The organism is Pseudomonas sp. ATCC 43928, assembly GCF_005938665.2.
Taxonomy (GTDB): domain Bacteria; phylum Pseudomonadota; class Gammaproteobacteria; order Pseudomonadales; family Pseudomonadaceae; genus Aquipseudomonas.
Genome location: NZ_CP041753.1, coordinates 1,456,964 through 1,474,718 on the forward strand (window position 1 = coordinate 1,456,964; position 17,755 = coordinate 1,474,718).

The following is a 17,755-nucleotide window of genomic DNA, read 5'->3' on the forward strand; positions in this document are numbered from 1 at the left end:
ATGGGCAGACTGAGCGATTTTTTCAGCGGCGAAATCGGCCGTCGTCGGGTCTGGCTGTTTTTTCAACTCGCGACGCTGATCTATGTCATTCCGCTGATCCTCGCCGACTATCCCTACATCGATGACAACTGGCGTTCGCTGTCCGCCGGCACGGACTGGGTGGGGCAGGGGCGGTTGTTCACCGAGCTGTTCTACAACGCGCTGACCTTCAGCGATGCCGCGCCGAACATCTTTCCATTGCCGCTGTTGATCGCCTCCCTGGCCATGACTTTTGCGTTGACCAGCCTGACGTTTCATTACTACCCGCAGCCGACGCTATCCTGCTGCATGGTGGTTTTGCCGCTCTGGTACAACCCGTTCTTCCTGCAGAACCTGTCGTATCAATACGACGGACCGGCCAATGCCTTGAGCCTGGTGGCGGTGATCTATGCGATCACGTTTCGTCATCCTTCGCGCATCCTGCAATGGCTGGTGCCGGCCTTCCTGATTGCCCTGGGGCTGGGGCTCTATCAGGTGAGTATTAATGTATTTCTGGGCCTGTGTTGCCTCGAACTGCTCAGGGGCGCGAACGATAAATGGGCCTGGCCGCAATGGTGCGAGTTGATCGGCTGGAAACTCGCCCAGGTGGTGCTCGGCGGCTTGATCTACAGCGTCACCGCTTATCCATACATGGATCAGACCCGTGTTTTGTTCCTGAACTGGGCGGCAGCACCCTGGCTGCAACTGGAAATCAACATCGGCCGCGTGCTGGAAAAAGTCGTGCTGCTGTTTCACGGTGGATTCACCTGGGTGTTCGCCGTGCTGCTGTTGTGCGCCATCGCGGGCAGCGTGCAGCTGGCCCGGAACGTGGTGGCACGCCAGGACACGGCGTTGAGAAAAGTGCTGATGGGCCTGGCGTGTGTGCTGACTGTGCCGACCGTGATTTTTCTAGTGTCGGGGGCTGTGTTGTTTTTCCGGGATTTCAATGAAGGCGCCAGAACCTTGATGGGGTTCGCAGTGCTGTTGGTGCTGCTGTTCTATTTGAGCCATCTGGCGCTGGCACATATTCATGAGCGGCTGACGCTGCTGTTGGTGGTTCCGTTGCTGGCCATGCTTTCGCTGTCCTACGCCTATGGTCGCGTACTGTCGGTGCAGAACACCTTCGCTTCCAGCGCGTTGTTTTCCCTGGGGCATGACATTGCATCCCATCGGCAACTGCGCGAGGCCAAGCGCATATACATGTCGGTGAGTTATTCCGATCACTGGCTGGTGGAGGCTGCAGGCTCGTTCAAGCAGATGCCGGTTTTGCATTATCTGCTGAACATCAACTTCTACATGCTGGCGGAAAACCTGCCGAAAGCGGGCATCACCAACGTGGTCGCGGAGCGGGAGCGACGCAACGCGACGTTGATGGGTTATCAGGGTTATCCACCGCTGGTGGATAACAAGTTCTACAACCTCTATCTGTTGGGTGACTACGGTTTTATCGTGATGAAAGAGCCGACGCCGATCGCCACGCTTGCGTGGTGAAACGGTGAGCGCTCCTGTGATCTATCTCAAACGCTTGCCATCCGGGGTTGCCGACGGTGCGGGTTTGCTGGGGGTGCTGGCGATCGCATTGTTGGCGAGATTTCACGCCATCACCGTGCCGGTCATCTGGTACGACGAGGCTTACAGCATACTGCTGGCCGAGGGCTCGCCTGCGTACATCTGGGCCACGACGGCTCGGGATGTTCATCCGCCGCTTTACTATGTCTTGCTGCATTACTGGATGGTGCTGTTCGGTCATGGCGTGTTGTCTGCGCGGTCCCTGAGCGCACTGGCTGATGTCGGCACGCTGTTGCTGGGCATTAAATTGATGAGCCTGTCGGCGACGCGAAGGGCGATCTGGATCGCAGCATTGTTGTTGGCGTTGCTGCCGATATCGGTGCGCTACAGCCAGGAAGTGCGAATGTATACCTTGCTGGGGTTTTGGCTGATGGGGGCGACTGTGGCGCTGGTGTGCTGGGTCAAGGCGCCGGATCAAAAGCGTTACCCGGCCGTTTACGTGCTGCTGATGACGGCGGCTTTTTACACGCACTACTTCGCCGCATTGTGCGTGTTGGTGCATTGGCTTTTTTGGTGGCGGGTGCGCAAGGTCCAGGACACGGTCCCCGTACGTGCGTGGATACTGGTAAACAGTGCAATCGTCGTGTTGTACCTGCCGTGGGCACCGCCTCTCGTCAGTCAATTGCTGCGAATGGACGGGCTCGAATGGATACCGCCGCTGACCTGGCCGACGGTGCTGACCTTCGTTTGGCAACTGGTGGTGATGGAGGGTTCGACCAGTGACTTATGGCGCGCGACACCCTTGGTTTTGATCATGGTTTGCGCCGCTGCGGTACTGTTCAAGGCACGCAACGAGCGACCCTTCAGTGTTTTGCTGGTGGGCTATTTTTTTGTGCCGGCGCTGACCGTGTTTCTGGTGTCGCTGATCGTGCCGGTTTTCAATGCCAGGTACCTGGTATTCGCCGCCGCTGCGTTGCCCCTTATCGTTGCGCTCGCACTGGACGCATGGAGCCAACGCCACGCTGTCCTTGCTGCTGTCGCCATGATTTTTATTGTCTTGGTGGAAGTGCACGGGCTGTCGGCGATTTACGCACAAACGGATGAGATGAACGGCACCAGCATTCGCAGAGACGCGAAACTGGACGCCGTGGTCGCAGGTCTTGGTCGCGAGGTGCGTCCGGGTGACGAGATCATTGTGGATAACCTGTATTGGTACTTGCCGTTCACCTACTACAACGCCACCGGCATTCAACCAAGGCTATACGTCGTCAAATCGCCGACCGGCACCCTGTGGGGAACCGCCGAATACGGTGGTTGGGCACTCATTCCCCGTCACCTGCTCTGGATTCTCTTCAATGACTTTTCGACCCTGAAACTGAACGCCAAGAGGGTCTGGTGGGTAACGGGTTATGTGCGCCCTGAACATGACGCCTTGTTTCCCGAACACTGGAAACAGGTGCTGACGTTGAAAGAGGGAGACAGTGAGGCTCGTTTGTTCATTCTGGAGGGAGCGCCAACCGTTGAGGTCGGCGCGCAAAAACACCCTATGCGGCAGCCGTTTCGTTAGGCTCAAAACTGTCCGCCCGTGCCATCTGCCACATCCGCGAGTAAAACTCGCCATTTACCTCACCGGTCAGCAACTCCCCCGGCTTGAGGAACACATGCAACTGCGAAAACAGCTTGATCTCGGTCGCCGACATGCGTCGCACCAGATGCTTGGCCGACAGCTGTGAAGGATGGTCGAGGCCTGCGGCGGCGAGCATTTCGGCCAGGGCCTTCAGTGTATTGCGATGGAAGTTGTACACACGCTGGGCCTTGTCCGGAACAACCAGCGCGCGCTGGCGCAGGGTGTCCTGGGTGGCGACGCCGGTCGGGCATTTGTTGGTGTGGCAGCTTTGCGACTGGATGCAGCCGATGGCGAACATGAAGCCGCGCGCCGAGTTGGCCCAGTCGGCACCGATGGCCAGGACGCTGGCGATGTCGAAGGCACTGACGATTTTGCCGCTGGCGCCGAGTTTGATCTTGTCCCGCAGGTTCAGGCCCACCAGGGTGTTGTGCACGAACAACAGGCCTTCACGCATCGGTACGCCGATGTGGTCGGTGAATTCCACGGGCGCGGCGCCGGTGCCACCTTCCTTGCCGTCGACCACGATGAAGTCCGGGAGGATGCCGGTTTCCAGCATGGCCTTGGCGATGCCCATGAATTCCCACGGGTGGCCCAGGCAGAACTTGAAGCCCACCGGTTTGCCGCCGGACAGTTCACGCAGTTGCGCGATGAAGTGCATCATTTCGATCGGCGTGGAAAACGCGCTGTGGCGCGACGGCGAAATGCAGTCTTCGCCCATCGGGATGCCACGGGTTTCGGCGATTTCCTGGGTGACTTTGTGCTTGGGCAGAATCCCGCCGTGGCCGGGTTTGGCGCCTTGGCTCATTTTGATTTCGATCATCCGCACTTGCGGGTTCTGTGCCTGGGCGGCGAAGCGTTCCGGGTCGAAGCGGCCATCGGCGGTGCGGCAGCCGAAGTAGCCGCTGCCCAGTTCCCAGGTCAGGTCGCCGCCGTTTTCCCGGTGATAGGGGCTGATGCTGCCTTCGCCGGTGTCATGGGCGAAGTTGCCGAGTTTGGCGCCCTGGTTCAATGCGCGAATGGCGTTGGCGCTGAGGGAGCCGAAGCTCATGGCCGAGATGTTGAACACCGACGCCGAGTACGGCTGGGTGCATTGCGGGCCGCCGACCATCACCCGGAAACTGCTCGGGTCGCTCAACGGCGCCGGGCGCATCGAGTGGCCGATGAATTCGAAACCCGACTGATACACGTCGATCAGCGTGCCGAAAGGTTTGTCGGCGCTCTCGTTCTTGGCCCGCGAATACACCAGCGAACGCTGGGCCCGGGAGAAGGGCAGGGCATCGCTGTCGGATTCGAGCAGGTACTGGCGGATTTCCGGGCGAATGCCCTCCACCAGATAACGGATATTGCCCAGGATCGGGTAGTTGCGGCGCACCGCATGAGGGCTTTGCAGCAGGTCGAACAGGCCCACCAGGCTGAGGACGCCGGTGACGGCGGCGATCGGCCAGAGCCAGTCGTAAGCCAGGAAGGGCAGGCTGGCGAGGGTGAATATCACACAGACGGCAAAGAAGGCGTAGCGGCTCAGGAGTGACAGGCTCATACGGTTTCCTTGGGTTCGGACTCGGTCATGTTGGACCGTGGTATACAGGCTTTTGTGGCGAGGGAGCTTGCTCCCGCTCGGCTGCGCAGCAGTCGCAAAACCTGCTGACAGGATTTGTCTGACTGAACGCATTGCCTGTATTGGGATCGCTTCGCGATCCAGCGGGAGCAAGCTCCCTCGCCACAGAGATCTCCTGTGTAAGCACAGAGCGTCAGGCATTCTGCGCCTGGAGAATAAACGAAAACAGCCTGGATTGAGATTTGATCCCTTGTTCGGCTGGTCAGACAGCCGCTTTCGATTGGCGCACCGGCAGCTCGACCCGAAACGTGGTACCCACGCCGACTTCGCTGCGTACCGAAATGTCGCCCCGGTGTTTTTTCACGATGCCATAGGACAGGGACAACCCGAGCCCTGTCCCCTGGCCCACCGGTTTGGTGGTGTAGAACGGGTCGAATATTTTCTGCAGGCATTCCGGTTCGATGCCTGATCCGGTGTCCGCGACTTCGATCGACACCGTTTCACCTTCAAGCCCGGTACGCAGGGTGATGGTGCCCCGTTCCGGCCCCATGGCCTGAGACGCGTTGACGATCAGGTTCATGATCACCTGATTGATCTGCGACGGCAGGCATTCGATGTCAGGCAGCGTTTGATACTCCTTCACCACATCGGCCTTGTACTTGAGTTCATTGGCGACGATGTTCAGCGTCGACTCGATGCCCTGTTGCAGGTTGGTCCACTGCCATTCCTGATTGGAGTCGACGCGGGAGAAGTCCTTCAAGTCTTTGACGATCTGCCCGACCCGATTGATGCCGTCCTTGGACTCCTTGATCAGCAGCGGAATGTCTTCGCGCAGAAACTCCAGCTCGACCTTTTCCCGGAGCTGGCCGAGACGTTCGAGGACCTCGCTTGAGGTAATGGCCGCCTCCGCCTCCCGATAGGCATCGAGCATGGTCTGCAGTTGCTTGAAATAGCCATCGAGGGTGCCGAGGTTGGAGGAAATGAAGCCGATGGGATTATTGATTTCATGGGCGACACCCGCCGCCAGTTGCCCCAGCGAGGCGAGTTTTTCCGACTGCACCAGTTGGCTTTCCAGCTGTTTGCGCTCGTCGATTTCCCGCTGCAATGCTTCGCTGGCCTGCTTGAACTGGGTCGTGCGCTGATCCACCAGATGCTCCAGATGACTCATCTGGATAGACGCCCGTTCGGTCATGTCCCATTTGGTGAGCAGGGTGTTGGCCATCTGCTGGACTTCGATATTGTCGAACGGTTTTTTCAGAATCAGCAGGCGGTCGTGGGCGTGCAGGCGCTCCAGCAGTTCATCCCACGAATAGTCGGAATAGGCGGTACACACCACCACTTGCAGGCTCGGGTCTTCCTGCCACAGGTGTTCGATGGTCTGTGCACCGTCCCAGCCCTCGGGCATGCGCATGTCGACGAAGGCCAGGGCGTAGGGGCGGTTTTCCTGTAAGGCCTGGACGAGTTTGCCCAGGCCCTCCTGACCGCCGTAGGCCGAATCCAGTTCGAACAGCGGTTGGGTGGATTTCACTTCGCTGCCGAACAGCGCGGCCTCCATTTCGTCCAGTTCCGCATGTTTGGCCGATGTCGGGGTGAGGATCTTGCGAAAGTCATCATGGATGGACGGGGTGTCGTCGATCAGCAGAATGCGGCGGTTTGATAGGTCGCTCATGCTTCCTCCATGACGGGGTTCAACGGGATCTGCAAAGTGAACAGGGCGCCCTTGCCCGGCCCGTCGCTGTGGGCGGTGAGGTGGCCGTTCATTTCGATCGCGGCCAGCGCGCAGCTGTGCAGGCCGAAGCCGTGGCCTTCCTTGCGGGTGGTGAAACCGTGGGCAAAGATCCGCGTCATGTTTTCCGGCGCAATGCCTTCGCCGTCATCCTTGACGCTGATTTGCAGGATCGTGTCCTCGACGACTTTTACCCCAAGGGTGATCTGTCGGGCTCGGTTGCTGAGGTCGGACATGGCGTATTTGGCGTTGCTGATCAGGTTGATCAGGATCAGCAACAAGCGGTGCTTGTCGCCCATCACTTGCGGTACGTCGCCGTACTCCTTGACCACCGTGACGTGATGCCGGGTCAAGGCGCCTGCGTTCATGCGCAGGGCGTCCTCGAGCAATTCGCTGATGTACAGCGGTTCCACCAGGTTGTTGGCCCCCGCGTAGGACTGCTGGGTGGCGACGATGTCTTTGATGTGATCGACGCTTTTGCTCAACTGCGCGAGTTCCTCGGCCATGCCTTGCTGTTCGAGGGCAATCGCCTCCACCAGTTGATTCAAATAGCCGGGCAGTAGTTTTCCTTTTTCGTTCTGGGTCAGAAAAGTGCCGAGGTCGCTTTGATGCTCGTTGATCAGCTGCATCGCCTTGCCCAGCCCCTGGGCCTTGCTGCTACGCAGCCGACGGCTGACCAGATCGGCCGAGATGTTCACGCTGTTGAGCACGTTGCCGACGTTGTGCAGCACGTTGGTGGCGATTTCGGCCATGCCGGCCTGACGCGCGGTGTCGAGCAATTCGCTCTGGGTATCCTTGAGTTCGCGGGTGCGCTCTTCGACCCGTTGTTCGAGGACTTCGTTGGCGGTTTGCAGTTCCTTGTTGACCCGCTGAGTCTCCCCGAAGCTGCGCATCAGGCGAATCGCCAGGTACACCAGCACCAGCACCAGCAGCGTCGAAAACACCAACATGTAGAAGTGGTAGCGCTGGTCGATGGCATCGGATTGCTGCTGGTCTTTGTTCAGCAGGCCGGTAATGTCGTCCAGTCGTTCGGCCACGGGAATGGCCTCGATGTTTTCCAGTAACCGATTGACCACCGGTTGCTCACGCAGGATCAGGGTGACGTGGTTACTCAAAATATCGATCGGGCTGTGAAACTGCTCCGGCAATCGTTGCTTGTTAACCCCCAGTTTGTTCATCCCCAGCAGAATATCCGCCGCTTTATCGTCGGAGGTGACCTGGGCGAATTCCAGGCTGCTGAGCAGCAAGTCGTAAGTGTCGGTGGCGATGTTCTGCAGTTGCAGCTTGTCTTCATCTGACAATTGGGCGAGTGGTTGCTGGATGTCGTCTTCGGCCGTGGGCAGGAACGCCAGTGAGTTGCGCAGCACCGCGTTGTGGGATTTGAATTGCTCCACCAGCCGGGTTTTTTCCTGGATGGCGGCAAGGTATGCCTCATGACTGGCACGCCAGGTCGGCGTGTCGTTGCGGCCGTGATTGGACTCCATGCTCTCGAACCGCTGCCACAGGCGCGTCATCTCGCTCAGCGGTGTCACCAGTGGATCGTAGTTGTGACTGATGGCGATCCTGGCCTTGAGAATCTCGGTTTCCCATTGCGCGTTCAACTGTTTGATCCGACCGATCAAGTCCCGGGATTCGGCGTAGGTCGACGTCTCGTTCGAGCTGGACTTGAGGTACAGGAACAACAGCGTCGAGGCCAGCAGTACGGCCACGGCTGCGAGCAGTGCCAGGTTGCGACGGGGGAAAGTTTTCATAAAGGTTTGCCTCCCCATTCACCGGTCAGGGTCTTGAGGAATTTGATGATCAGGTCCTTGTCCTTGTCGGAGGGCACACGACCGAGCTGGAACTTGAACATCACGTCTACCGCTTCTTCGAGGGTTTTAGCCGAGCCGTCGTGAAAGTACGGCGCGGTCACGGCGACATTGCGCAGGCTCGGCACCTTGAACACGTTGCGGTCCTCTTCGGCCTTGGTGACCAGATAGCGGCCCAGATCGGCTTCGGTGGGGTTGCCACGAGCCTGAAAGTAATCACCCATGACCCCGAATTTCTGGAACATGTTGCCGCCGATGTTCACCCCCTGATGGCAGGCAATGCAGCCGTAGTCCTTGAAACGTTGGTAACCGTACTTCTCGTCAGTCGTGAGGATCTCGGTATTGCCCGACAGGTATTGGTCGAAGCGCGAGTTGGCACTGATCAGCGTGCGCTCGTAGGTGGCCAGGGCACTTTGCACATTGTTCATGGTGACGCCGTCCGGGTAGGCCTTGGTGAAAGCGTTTTTGTAATCCGGGTCGGCGGAGAGCATCTGGACCACTTGTTCCCAATGACTGCCCATTTCACTGGGGCTCTGCACCACTTCGTGGGCTTGGGTTTCCAGAGAATCGGCGCGGCCATTCCAGAATTGCCGGAAGTTCAAGCTCGCGTTGAACACGCTCGGGGTATTGATCGTCAAGGGATCGCCCTTGAAGCCAGTGGACAATGCCTTGTCGTCGGCTCCGCCGATTTCCAGACGATGGCAACTGGCGCAGGACAGGCTGTTGTTGACCGACAGCCGTGGTTCGTTGAACAACCGGCGACCGAGTTCGACTTGCAAGGGATTCTGCTCGGGCACTGCGGGCAAGGGTTTGAGCGGTTCGTCCAGCGGTGCGCCACTGGCTATCAGACAACAACCGAGTAGAGGCGCAAGGAGCAAGTAGCAGAAGGAACGTGACATCTTGTGATTCCTTGGCTCAGGGCCTGTGTGTCGTTGCACATCGTTCAGGAGAGGGGCTTTACGGAGGTCAGGTATTGCACGAAGGCGTCCGGCTCCACGGCTTTGCTGAAGTAGTAACCCTGGCCTTCCTCGCAATGGAGCGCCTTGAGAAAATTCAGTTGTTCGAGGGTTTCCACCCCTTCGGCAATGACCGTCAGATTGAGGCTTTTGCCCAGGCTGATGATGGCGCCGACCAGAGCCGCGTCGTTGCTGTCACGGCCCAGGCCACGAATGAACGATTGATCGATTTTCAGTACATCGATGGGAAACCGTTGCAAGTAACTCAGGCTGGAATAGCCGGTGCCGAAGTCATCGATGGCCAGCCGTACCCCCAATGCCTTGAGCCGACTCAGCGCGACCATCGTGGCATCGACGTTCTGCATCAATACGCCTTCGGTAATTTCCAGCTCCAGCAAGGCCGGGTCCATGCCTGTGTTCTGGAGTATCTGTTCGATGCCGTCGACAAAATCCCGCTGGCGGAAATCGATGGCCGACACGTTCACCGACATGCACAGATTCGGCAGGCCCTTTGCCTGCCAGGTACGGGCTTGCCGACAGGCCTGGGCCAGCACCCATTTGCTTAACGGCACGATCAAGCCGCTGTCTTCGGCCACTGCAATGAAGTCTGTCGGGTAGATCCAGCCGTGCCCCGGTTTTTGCCAGCGGATCAACGCCTCGGCGCCGACCACCTTGCCGCTGCCCAGGTCGAGTTTCGGTTGGTAGTGCAGGACAAACTCGTTCCGCTCCAGTGCCAGGCGAATCCCCGACTCGATGGTCTGCTGTTCCCGCGCGCGCTGGTTCATCTCATCGATGAAAAAGCTGAAATCGTTGGGGCCGCTTTCCTTGACGTTGCGCATCGCGGTTTCGGCTTTCTTGATCAGTGCGATGGCATCGAAACCGTCATCGGGATAGATGCTGATGCCCAGGCTGGCCGTCACGCTCAAGTCGTGCCCGGCGACGTGCTGGGGCGCACGTATGGCGTTCAACAGTTTTTCGGCGATGCCCTTGGTCTGCTGGGGGTGGTGGATGTCGGCCAGGATCACCACAAATTCGTCGGAGCCGTAGCGAAACACCGAGTCGGAGGCGCGCACGCAGGCCACCAGGCTTTGCCCGACACGCTTGAGCATCTCGTCACCGGTCGGGTGGCCCAACGCATTGTTGATGCGCTTGAAGCGGTCGAGCCCCAGAAACATTACCGCCAGTTGTTTGTCATGGCGTCTGGACAAGGCCAGGGACTGGTTCAGCCGGTCACCCAGCAAGGTGCTGTTGGGCAGCTCGGTCAACACGTCGTACTGCAACAGATGAGACACCTTGAGCAGTTCATGGACCCGGGCTTCGATGGTTTGCTCAAGGCTCAGTACTTTCATCGCCGCGTCCTGCGCCATCTGCCACTTCCAGGTCAGGGCGCTGGCCATCTGGCGGATTTCCAGGCTGTCGAAAGGTTTTTTCAACACCAGCAATTGATCGCCGAACTCCAGCCGTTCGGCCATGGCTTCCCAGGTGTAATCGGAGAACGCCGTGCACAGCGCGATTTGCAGGTTAGGGTCGACCTTCCAGAGCCGCTCGATGGTTTCCAGACCATCCCAGCCAGGCGGCATGCGCATGTCGGTGAACGCCATGGCGTAAGGGCGACCTTCTGCCTGGGCCCGCTTGACCAGTTTGAGTGCTTCCTGGCCCTGATAGGCGGAGTCGAGCTGGAAGACCAGCCGAGTCGTTTGCGGGGTGTCGAACAGCGCGGCTTCAGTGCCGGCGAGGGTGAGTTCATCGTCGGTATCGGCGCCCAGGATCTTGCGGAAGTCCTCATGGATCGAGGGCGTGTCATCGATGATCAGAATACGCCGGTTGGCCTGGATGAACGGAGTTTTCATTCCTTGTCCTCCGTAGCACGTTGCGAATCACCCGGCATTGCTCCGGGATTGTGATTCGCGCACACGATGCTCCCGGCTTTCAACAGTTCGGCGGCCTGCTGGCTGCTGACCGCTTTGCTGAAGTAGTAGCCCTGGGCATTCATCGGTGAACCGGTGGCCATCAGCGAAGTACGTTGCTCCTGGGTTTCGACACCTTCGGCGATGATGCCGATCCCGACGTCGCGGGCGAAATTGATAATGGCCCGCAAGGTGGTGGCGCTGGCCGCGTCGTGGGCGGCGGTGTCGATGAACGCCTGAGCGAGTTTCAGGTGATTGACCTGGTAAGTCTTGAGGTAGTCGAACGAAGAGTATTCGGTGCCGAAGTCATCGATGGCGATCTTCACCCCCAGCTCACGCAGGCGTGGCAGGATATCGTTGTGCGTCCACTTGGTCTGGGCCAGGGTCGCTTCGGTGACGTCGAAACGCAGGTCCCACGGGCACAGATCCCAGCGGGCAGTGGTGCGCAACACGTCATAGATCAGCTCGGGACCACTCTTGAGCTGGGCCAGGGACAGTTTTATCGCCACCACCGGTGGTGCCATGCCTTCATCGCGCCACTGGTGCATTTGCCGACAGGCGCGCTCCAGCACCCAGTGACCGAGGGCGATGATGATGCCGGTCTTTTCCGCCGCGGGCAGGAATGCCGGGGCTTCCAGTAAACCGCGTATGGGGTGATTCCAGCTGACCTGCGCTTCCATGCCGAGGATCTTGCCACTGCTCAGGTCTACTTCCGGCCAGTAACGCAGTTCGAGCTCGTCGCGTTCGATGGCGGTTTTCAAGTCGTTGGCGATGGTCATGCGCTCGACCACTTCCTGATTGATTTCCTCGGAGTGGAAGTGGTACTGGTTGCGGCCCTTTTCCTTGGAGCGATACAGCGCCATGTCGGCCTGGGTCAACAGGCTGTCGGCGCTGAGGCTGACCTGGGTGTAGCTGCTGATGCCGATACTGACCGAGACCCGCACGTCGTTGCCGGCCAGGGAGTAGGGCAGCACCAGCGCATCGCGGACCTTGGCGGCCAAGGCCGCTGACTGGGTCGGATCGCCAACGTCCAGCTGCAGGATCGCGAACTCGTCGCCCCCCAGGCGGGCGACCACGTCGTTTTCCCGCACGCAGGTTTTGATCCGTCGGGCGACCTCCTGCAACAACAGGTCACCCACCGGGTGGCCCAGGGTGTCGTTGATGCGCTTGAAGTGATCCAGGTCCAGGTAAAACATGGCGAACGGGGTGGCCCCGCGCCGGGCGGCGGCGAACGCCTGATGCAGGCGCTCGATCAGCGTCGCGCGGTTGGCCAGCCCGGTCAGCCCATCGGTGCGGGCCAGCAGGGCGATCTTTTCCTCGGCCAGTTTGCGTTCGGTGATGTCGATGATGATGCCTTCGACTTCCAGCAAGCGGCCTTCATCGTCGCGCACCGGGATGTAGCGGTTTTCGACCCAGCGCCAGTCACCGTCGCCGGTGCGCATCCGGAATTCGATGGAAGCACCGGCTGCATGGCGGTCCAGCACCCGCGCCATGGCCGTATCGACTTTCTCTTGGTCGTCGGGATGGATCAGCTCCTGAGCCCAGTTGGAAGAAGCCACCAGGGCCGCCGCGATGTGGCCGTATTTGGTGATGTTGTGGGAGATATACATCAACGGAAACGACGGTTCGCCCCGCAGCCGATACAGAATGGTCGGGCTGTTCTGCACAATGATGTTGGCGTCGGACAGCTCCCGGGTGCGCTCCTCGACCGCTTGCTCCAGCAGGGACATCTTCAGCGCCGCGTCTTCGGTCATTTGCCACTTGGCGGTCAATGCGCTGGCCATCTGGCGGATTTCGATGGCATCGAACGGTTTTTTCAGGATCAGCAGGCGATCGCCCAGATCCAGGCGCTCGTCGATGTCTTCCCAGGAATAGTCGGAATACGCGGTGCAGAGCGCCACTTGCAGCTTGGGATCGACCTGCCACAGGCGCTCAATGGTTTCCAGCCCGTCCCAGCCCGGCGGCATGCGCATGTCGATGAAGGCCATCGCGTAGGGCGAGTCATTCGCCAGCGCGGTCTCGACCTTGTCCAGCGCCTCACGGCCCTGGAACGCGGATTCGATGATAAAACCTTGCGACGATACCGACACGGGGGTGCCGAACAGGGCGTTTTCAGCGCTGGCCAGACTGTCGTCTTCGATCGATGACGGGCTGAGAATCTTGGCGAAATCCTCGTGGATCGACGCGGTGTCGTCGACGATGAGAATCCGACGATTAGTCCGCGCAAGCAGCGTATTCACTGACATGCGCCTGTACCGACAGCAGTTTGGTGCGATGAGCTCATAGAGGGTATCCCTTCCCTGAGTGCAGGACGGAGCGGGCATCGTTTGGATCCGAGTGACCTGAGCATAGTCGTCCGGTCGGATATTCGCCCGGTTGACTGAAACGAATCATTTGCGGAGTCGGTCGGAAAATCATCTAGCCTGTAGCTCAGGCTCGGGAAAGTCAGAGGAAGTTTTTTCGCGCCTGACATAAAGAGGCTGGTTTCACTTGAGGTATCGCCATGGAAGAGCAGCTCCCCACGACTGTGACCGATAAACCCACGTTACTGCTGGTCGACGATGAGGAGTCGATTCTCAACAGCCTGCGCCGCCTGCTGCGCAGCCAGCCCTACGAGGTGCTGCTGGCCACCAGCGGTGCCCAGGCCCTGGAAATCATGGAGCAGCGGTCGGTCGATCTGGTGATGAGTGACGCGCGAATGCCTAATATGGACGGCGCCACGCTGCTGGCCCACGTCCATCAGCGCTACCCCGACACCACCCGGATCATGTTGACCGGTTATGCCGACCCCTCGGCCATTATCAAAGCCATCAATGAAGGGCAGATCCATCGTTACATCAGCAAGCCCTGGCACGATGAGGAAATGCTGCTGACGCTGCGGCAATCGCTGGCCTATCAGTATTCCGAGCGTGAGCGGTTGCGTCTGGTGCAGGAGACCTGGGACCAGAACGAAAAACTGAAGCTGCTCAACACCACCCTGGAAAAACACGTCGCGGCCCGCACCAGCGAGCTGCAACAGACCGCTGACATGCTGGACCTGGCTTACGAAGAGCTCAAACGCAGCTATGTCACCGGCACGGAAGTGTTTTCGTTGCTGGCCAACCTGCGCCTGCCACCTGCCAAGCAGACCAACCGGCAGATCATCGAACTGGTGCGGGTGTACTGCAAACTCCATCACCTGGACGAAGCCACCAGTCGAGACCTGACCATGGCGGCGGCGCTCTACAACATCGGTAAATTGAGCTGGACCGACAGCATGATGAGCACGCCTTCGGATCTGCTGCATCACAATGACCGCGAGCGCTATCGGGGTTATCCGAAGCAGAGTGAGTCGCTGCTGATGACGCTCGACCCGATGAAAGATGCCGCGCGGCTGATCCTGCACCACCAGGAGCGTTGGGACGGCAGCGGTTTTCCCGATCGGCTCAAGGGCGAGGCCATTCCGCTCGGTTCGCGGTTGCTGAAACTGGCGGTGGACTTCATCGAGTTGCAGCGCGGGCTGATCCTCGAACGGCAGATGAACAGCGATGAAGCCCTGGTGTATATCCGCCAGTACGCCGGTCGGCTCTATGACCCGGAACTGGTGGAGGATTTCATTAAGGTCTGTGCTGCTTACCTGAGCGATGTGACGCTGGCCGATCCGACGGTCAAGGTGCTGACCACCCGGGACCTGGCGGCGGGGATGATCCTGGCGCGCAACCTGAATGCCGACAACGGCATGCTGCTGCTCAATGCCGGCAAGGTGTTGAACGGGCCGCTGGTGGAGAAACTGATCGCGTTCGAGGCGATGGAAGGTGCCAAGTACAGCATTTTTGTGAAAGTGCCCGAGGAAGTGGCGATTCTCGAGACGAGTTGAGCTATCAGCACTGATCAACAGTGGGAGCGGGCTCTTGTGGCGAGGGAGCTTGCTCCCGCTGGGCTGCGAAGCAGCCCCAAAAACTCTGATGTACCAGAGATCTTGTGAGTGCTACGCACTCAAACGGGGCGGTGCGGCGTTCCGACAAGCCCCCTCGCCACAGTGCTTTTCGACGTGACGAAAAGCCGGCGCTCATGTGATCCTTGCGCCTTTTACCCAAGGCCAATCCTGATCCATGACGCTTTCATCCGCCGCTTCGCCCCGCATCATCCACATTGCCGCTGCCCTGTTGATCGGCCCCGACGGTCGCACCTTGCTGGTGCGCAAGCGCGGCACCCAGGCGTTCATGCAGCCGGGGGGCAAGATCGAGGCTCATGAGCAACCGGTCCACGCCCTGGCCCGTGAGCTGGAGGAGGAATTGGGACTGGTCATCGATCCGGCGCACGCCACCTACTTGGGGCCATTCTCGGCACCGGCCGCCAACGAGCCGGGTTTTGTCGTACAGGCCGAACTGTTTCAGCTGACCATCGATTCTGACGTTTGCCCGGCGGCGGAAATCGAAGAGGTGCGCTGGATCGACCCGGCCACCGACGGCGATCTCACGCTGGCGCCATTGACACGAGACCTGATCTTGCCGTTTTATCGAGCTTCACTGATCGAAATCGCCTGATCACCCAGACCCTCTGACTTCAAGGACAGGATGCCTATGATTCCACTTCAAGACTTGCTGATTTTTGCCGCCGCGGCGTTGCTGATGGTACTCACGCCGGGGCCGAACATGATCTACCTGATCTCCCGTTCCATCTGCCAGGGACGCAAGGCCGGGGTGACGTCATTGCTGGGTGTGGTCGCGGGATTTCTAGTGCACCTGTTCGCTGCTGCAGCGGGTTTGACCGCGGTGTTCATGGCTGTGCCGGTGGCCTACGAGGTGCTGAAGTGGGCCGGTGCGTTGTACCTGATGTGGCTGGCCTGGCAGGCGGTCAAGCCCGGTGCGCGTTCGCCGTTCGAGGCGCAGCAGTTGCCGGCGGACTCGTCACGCAAATTGATCACGATGGGTTTTCTCACCAGCGCTCTGAACCCGAAGATCGCGGTGTTTTATCTGTCGGTGTTTCCGCAGTTCATTTCCCCTGAGCACGGTTCGGTGTTCAACCAGAGCATCATCCTCGGCCTGACCCAGATCAGCGTGAGCTTCAGCGTCAACCTGCTGATCGCGCTGTTCGCCGCAGGCATCGCCTCCTGGTTCGTCAACAACCCGAACTGGCTGGCGATGCAGCGCTATTTCATGGGCTTCGTCCTGTCCGGGCTGGCGGTGCGGTTGATGTTTGAGCAGCGGCGAGTGGCCTGAACATGTGGATTCAGCGGCTTGATGCCAGTCATGCCCTGGATTATCGGGCGCTGATGCTCGAAGCCTACGACTCGCATCCCCAGGCGTTCACCTCCAGCGTGCGCGAGCGCGCCACGATGCCGCTGGGGTGGTGGGAGTCGCGCCTGACCAGCAAGCTGGACCGGGTGCTCGGGGCGTTCGAGGAAGGGGAACTGGCAGGCATCGTCGGCCTGGCCTTCGAGTCTCGGGAAAAGGCCCGGCACAAGGCGACGCTGTTTGGCATGTACGTGACCGGCAAGGTGCGCCAGCGCGGGCTCGGTTATCAACTGTTACAGGCCGCGTTGGCTGAAGCGCAGAGTCATCAGGGCCTGAGGCTGATCCAGCTGACCGTCACCGCCGGCAATGAAGCGGCATTCAAACTGTATCAGCGCTGCGGCTTCGTGCAGTTTGGCCTGGAACCGTTGGCGGTGCGGGTGGGCGAAGACTACTTCGACAAGATCCACATGTGGCGCGAGATTACCCCTGAGCCTTGATCGGTTGCTCTATCGCACCGCACTAACCCCATCCAGCGTCGAAAACGACGTGTCCTTGGCCGTCAGCAAAAAGTCGCGCATGTACGGCGCATCCAGCATGTCGGCGCGGATCCCGGCATACAACGTCGCAAACAAGCCTTTCTCCCCCAGTCGCTTGGCCTTCACATAACCCCGTGAACTGTACTCATGCAGCGCCCAATGGGGCATGCCGCAGACACCGCGACCGCTGGCCACCAGTTGCATCATCATCACCGTCAGTTCCGAGGTGCGCACCTGCGCCGGTTCGATGTCGGCCGGTTCCAGGAAGCGGGTGAAGATGTCCAGCCGATCGCGTTCCACCGGGTAGGTGATCAAGGTTTCCGTGAGCAGGTCTTCGGGCACGATGTACGGCTTGCTCGCCAAGCGGTGTTGGTTTGCCACCGCGAGCATGGCTTCGTAGGTGAACAACGGCACGTAAGTGATGCCCACCAGTTCCAGCGGATCGGAGGTCACCACCAGGTCCAGGTCGCCTCGGGCCAGCGCCGGCAGCGGGGCGAAGGAGAAGCCCGAGGCCAGGTCCAGCTCGACTTCCGGCCAGGCATCGCGGAACTGGTCGATGGTCGGCATCAGCCACTGGAAGCAACTGTGGCACTCGATCGCCATGTGCAGACGCCCCGCCGTGCCACCGGCCAGCCGTGCAATGTCGCGCTCGGCACTGCGCAGCAACGGCAGGGTGGCGTCGGCCAGCTGCAGCAGGCGCAAGCCGGCACTGGTGAAGCGCACCGGTTTGGTCTTGCGCACGAACAGCGGCATGCCCATGCGTTCTTCCAGCTCCTTGAACTGGTGGGACAGCGCCGATTGGGTCAGGTGCAGGCGGTCGGCTGCATCCACCAGGCTGTCGGCTTCGCGCAGGGCGTGCAGGGTTTTCAGGTGACGGATTTCAAGCACCGAGGGCTC

The 17,755-nt window shown here is 59.8% G+C and carries 13 protein-coding genes; 6 read left to right on the top strand and 7 right to left on the bottom strand.

What is annotated here, in order from left to right; genetic code table 11:
* Together FFH90_RS06520 and FFH90_RS06525 are read left to right on the top strand one after the other, a co-directional pair.
* Positions 1-1,509 (top strand): glucosyltransferase domain-containing protein, encoded by a 1,509-nt coding sequence (locus FFH90_RS06520; RefSeq protein ID WP_138866880.1) that lies wholly within the window; start codon positions 1-3, stop codon positions 1,507-1,509.
* On the top strand, positions 1,499-3,094 hold the full coding sequence (locus tag FFH90_RS06525) for a glycosyltransferase family 39 protein (protein WP_138866881.1): 1,596 nt from the start codon (positions 1,499-1,501) through the stop codon (positions 3,092-3,094). Before FFH90_RS06520 ends, FFH90_RS06525 begins: the two co-directional genes overlap by 11 nt.
* Here FFH90_RS06525 and FFH90_RS06530 read toward each other — a convergent pair.
* The 6 genes from FFH90_RS06530 to FFH90_RS06555 form a co-directional block, all read right to left on the bottom strand.
* Positions 3,072-4,691 (bottom strand): FMN-binding glutamate synthase family protein, encoded by a 1,620-nt coding sequence (locus FFH90_RS06530; protein WP_018926637.1) that lies wholly within the window; start codon positions 4,689-4,691, stop codon positions 3,072-3,074. The two genes, FFH90_RS06525 and FFH90_RS06530, sit on opposite strands and share 23 nt — an antisense overlap.
* 280 nt (positions 4,692-4,971) lie before the next feature.
* Positions 4,972-6,378 carry an ATP-binding protein gene (locus FFH90_RS06535; RefSeq protein WP_138866882.1) on the bottom strand — a complete coding sequence of 469 codons (1,407 nt, stop codon included), beginning with the start codon at positions 6,376-6,378 and terminating at the stop codon, positions 4,972-4,974.
* On the bottom strand, positions 6,375-8,186 hold the full coding sequence (locus tag FFH90_RS06540) for a DAHL domain-containing protein (RefSeq protein WP_138866883.1): 1,812 nt from the start codon (positions 8,184-8,186) through the stop codon (positions 6,375-6,377). The genes FFH90_RS06535 and FFH90_RS06540 overlap by 4 nt, the downstream gene beginning before the upstream one ends.
* On the bottom strand, positions 8,183-9,142 hold the full coding sequence (locus FFH90_RS06545; protein ID WP_018926634.1) for a cytochrome-c peroxidase: 960 nt from the start codon (positions 9,140-9,142) through the stop codon (positions 8,183-8,185). The genes FFH90_RS06540 and FFH90_RS06545 overlap by 4 nt, the downstream gene beginning before the upstream one ends.
* A 44-nt stretch (positions 9,143-9,186) precedes the next feature.
* A complete protein-coding gene (locus FFH90_RS06550; protein ID WP_064616301.1) occupies positions 9,187-11,049 on the bottom strand; it encodes a bifunctional diguanylate cyclase/phosphodiesterase in 1,863 nt (620 codons plus the stop codon).
* Positions 11,046-13,352, bottom strand: coding sequence for an EAL domain-containing protein (locus FFH90_RS06555; protein ID WP_138866884.1), 2,307 nt, complete (start codon positions 13,350-13,352; stop codon positions 11,046-11,048). The genes FFH90_RS06550 and FFH90_RS06555 overlap by 4 nt, the downstream gene beginning before the upstream one ends.
* A gap of 257 nt (positions 13,353-13,609) precedes the next feature.
* Between FFH90_RS06555 and FFH90_RS06560 the strand changes: the two genes are divergently transcribed.
* The 4 genes from FFH90_RS06560 to FFH90_RS06575 all read left to right on the top strand — a co-directional run bounded on the left by FFH90_RS06560 (position 13,610) and on the right by FFH90_RS06575 (position 16,819).
* Positions 13,610-14,962, top strand: coding sequence for an HD domain-containing phosphohydrolase (locus FFH90_RS06560; RefSeq protein ID WP_018926631.1), 1,353 nt, complete (start codon positions 13,610-13,612; stop codon positions 14,960-14,962).
* Between the two features lie 235 nt (positions 14,963-15,197).
* A complete protein-coding gene (locus FFH90_RS06565; protein WP_138866885.1) occupies positions 15,198-15,632 on the top strand; it encodes an NUDIX domain-containing protein in 435 nt (144 codons plus the stop codon).
* 36 nt (positions 15,633-15,668) lie between these two features.
* Entirely contained in the window at positions 15,669-16,307 is a 639-nt protein-coding gene (locus FFH90_RS06570) for a LysE family translocator (RefSeq protein WP_064616303.1), read from the top strand.
* Positions 16,308-16,309: 2 nt separating this feature from the next.
* The gene (locus tag FFH90_RS06575) at positions 16,310-16,819 is read left to right on the top strand and encodes a GNAT family N-acetyltransferase (protein ID WP_111454736.1); all 510 of its coding nucleotides are present in this window, start codon (positions 16,310-16,312) and stop codon (positions 16,817-16,819) included.
* Positions 16,820-16,828: 9 nt separating this feature from the next.
* Here the strand turns inward: FFH90_RS06575 and metR are convergent, their stop codons facing one another.
* Complete coding sequence (metR, locus tag FFH90_RS06580) at positions 16,829-17,746, bottom strand: transcriptional regulator MetR (protein ID WP_018926627.1); 918 nt, start codon at positions 17,744-17,746, stop codon at positions 16,829-16,831.
* Between the last annotated feature and the right edge of the window lie 9 nt (positions 17,747-17,755).

Excerpts from the sequence above, each read along its gene's own strand:
- FFH90_RS06560 (WP_018926631.1), top strand. The coding sequence starts at position 13,610 with ATGGAAGAGCAGCTCCCCACGACTGTGACCGATAAACCCACGTTACTG.
- FFH90_RS06570 (WP_064616303.1), top strand. The coding sequence starts at position 15,669 with ATGATTCCACTTCAAGACTTGCTGATTTTTGCCGCCGCGGCGTTGCTG.
- FFH90_RS06565 (WP_138866885.1), top strand. The coding sequence starts at position 15,198 with ATGACGCTTTCATCCGCCGCTTCGCCCCGCATCATCCACATTGCCGCT.
- FFH90_RS06550 (WP_064616301.1), bottom strand. The coding sequence starts at position 11,049 with ATGAAAACTCCGTTCATCCAGGCCAACCGGCGTATTCTGATCATCGAT.
- FFH90_RS06575 (WP_111454736.1), top strand. The coding sequence starts at position 16,310 with ATGTGGATTCAGCGGCTTGATGCCAGTCATGCCCTGGATTATCGGGCG.
- FFH90_RS06520 (WP_138866880.1), top strand. The coding sequence starts at position 1 with ATGGGCAGACTGAGCGATTTTTTCAGCGGCGAAATCGGCCGTCGTCGG.
- FFH90_RS06555 (WP_138866884.1), bottom strand. The coding sequence starts at position 13,352 with ATGTCAGTGAATACGCTGCTTGCGCGGACTAATCGTCGGATTCTCATC.
- FFH90_RS06545 (WP_018926634.1), bottom strand. The coding sequence starts at position 9,142 with ATGTCACGTTCCTTCTGCTACTTGCTCCTTGCGCCTCTACTCGGTTGT.
- FFH90_RS06535 (WP_138866882.1), bottom strand. The coding sequence starts at position 6,378 with ATGAGCGACCTATCAAACCGCCGCATTCTGCTGATCGACGACACCCCG.
- FFH90_RS06540 (WP_138866883.1), bottom strand. The coding sequence starts at position 8,186 with ATGAAAACTTTCCCCCGTCGCAACCTGGCACTGCTCGCAGCCGTGGCC.
- FFH90_RS06530 (WP_018926637.1), bottom strand. The coding sequence starts at position 4,691 with ATGAGCCTGTCACTCCTGAGCCGCTACGCCTTCTTTGCCGTCTGTGTG.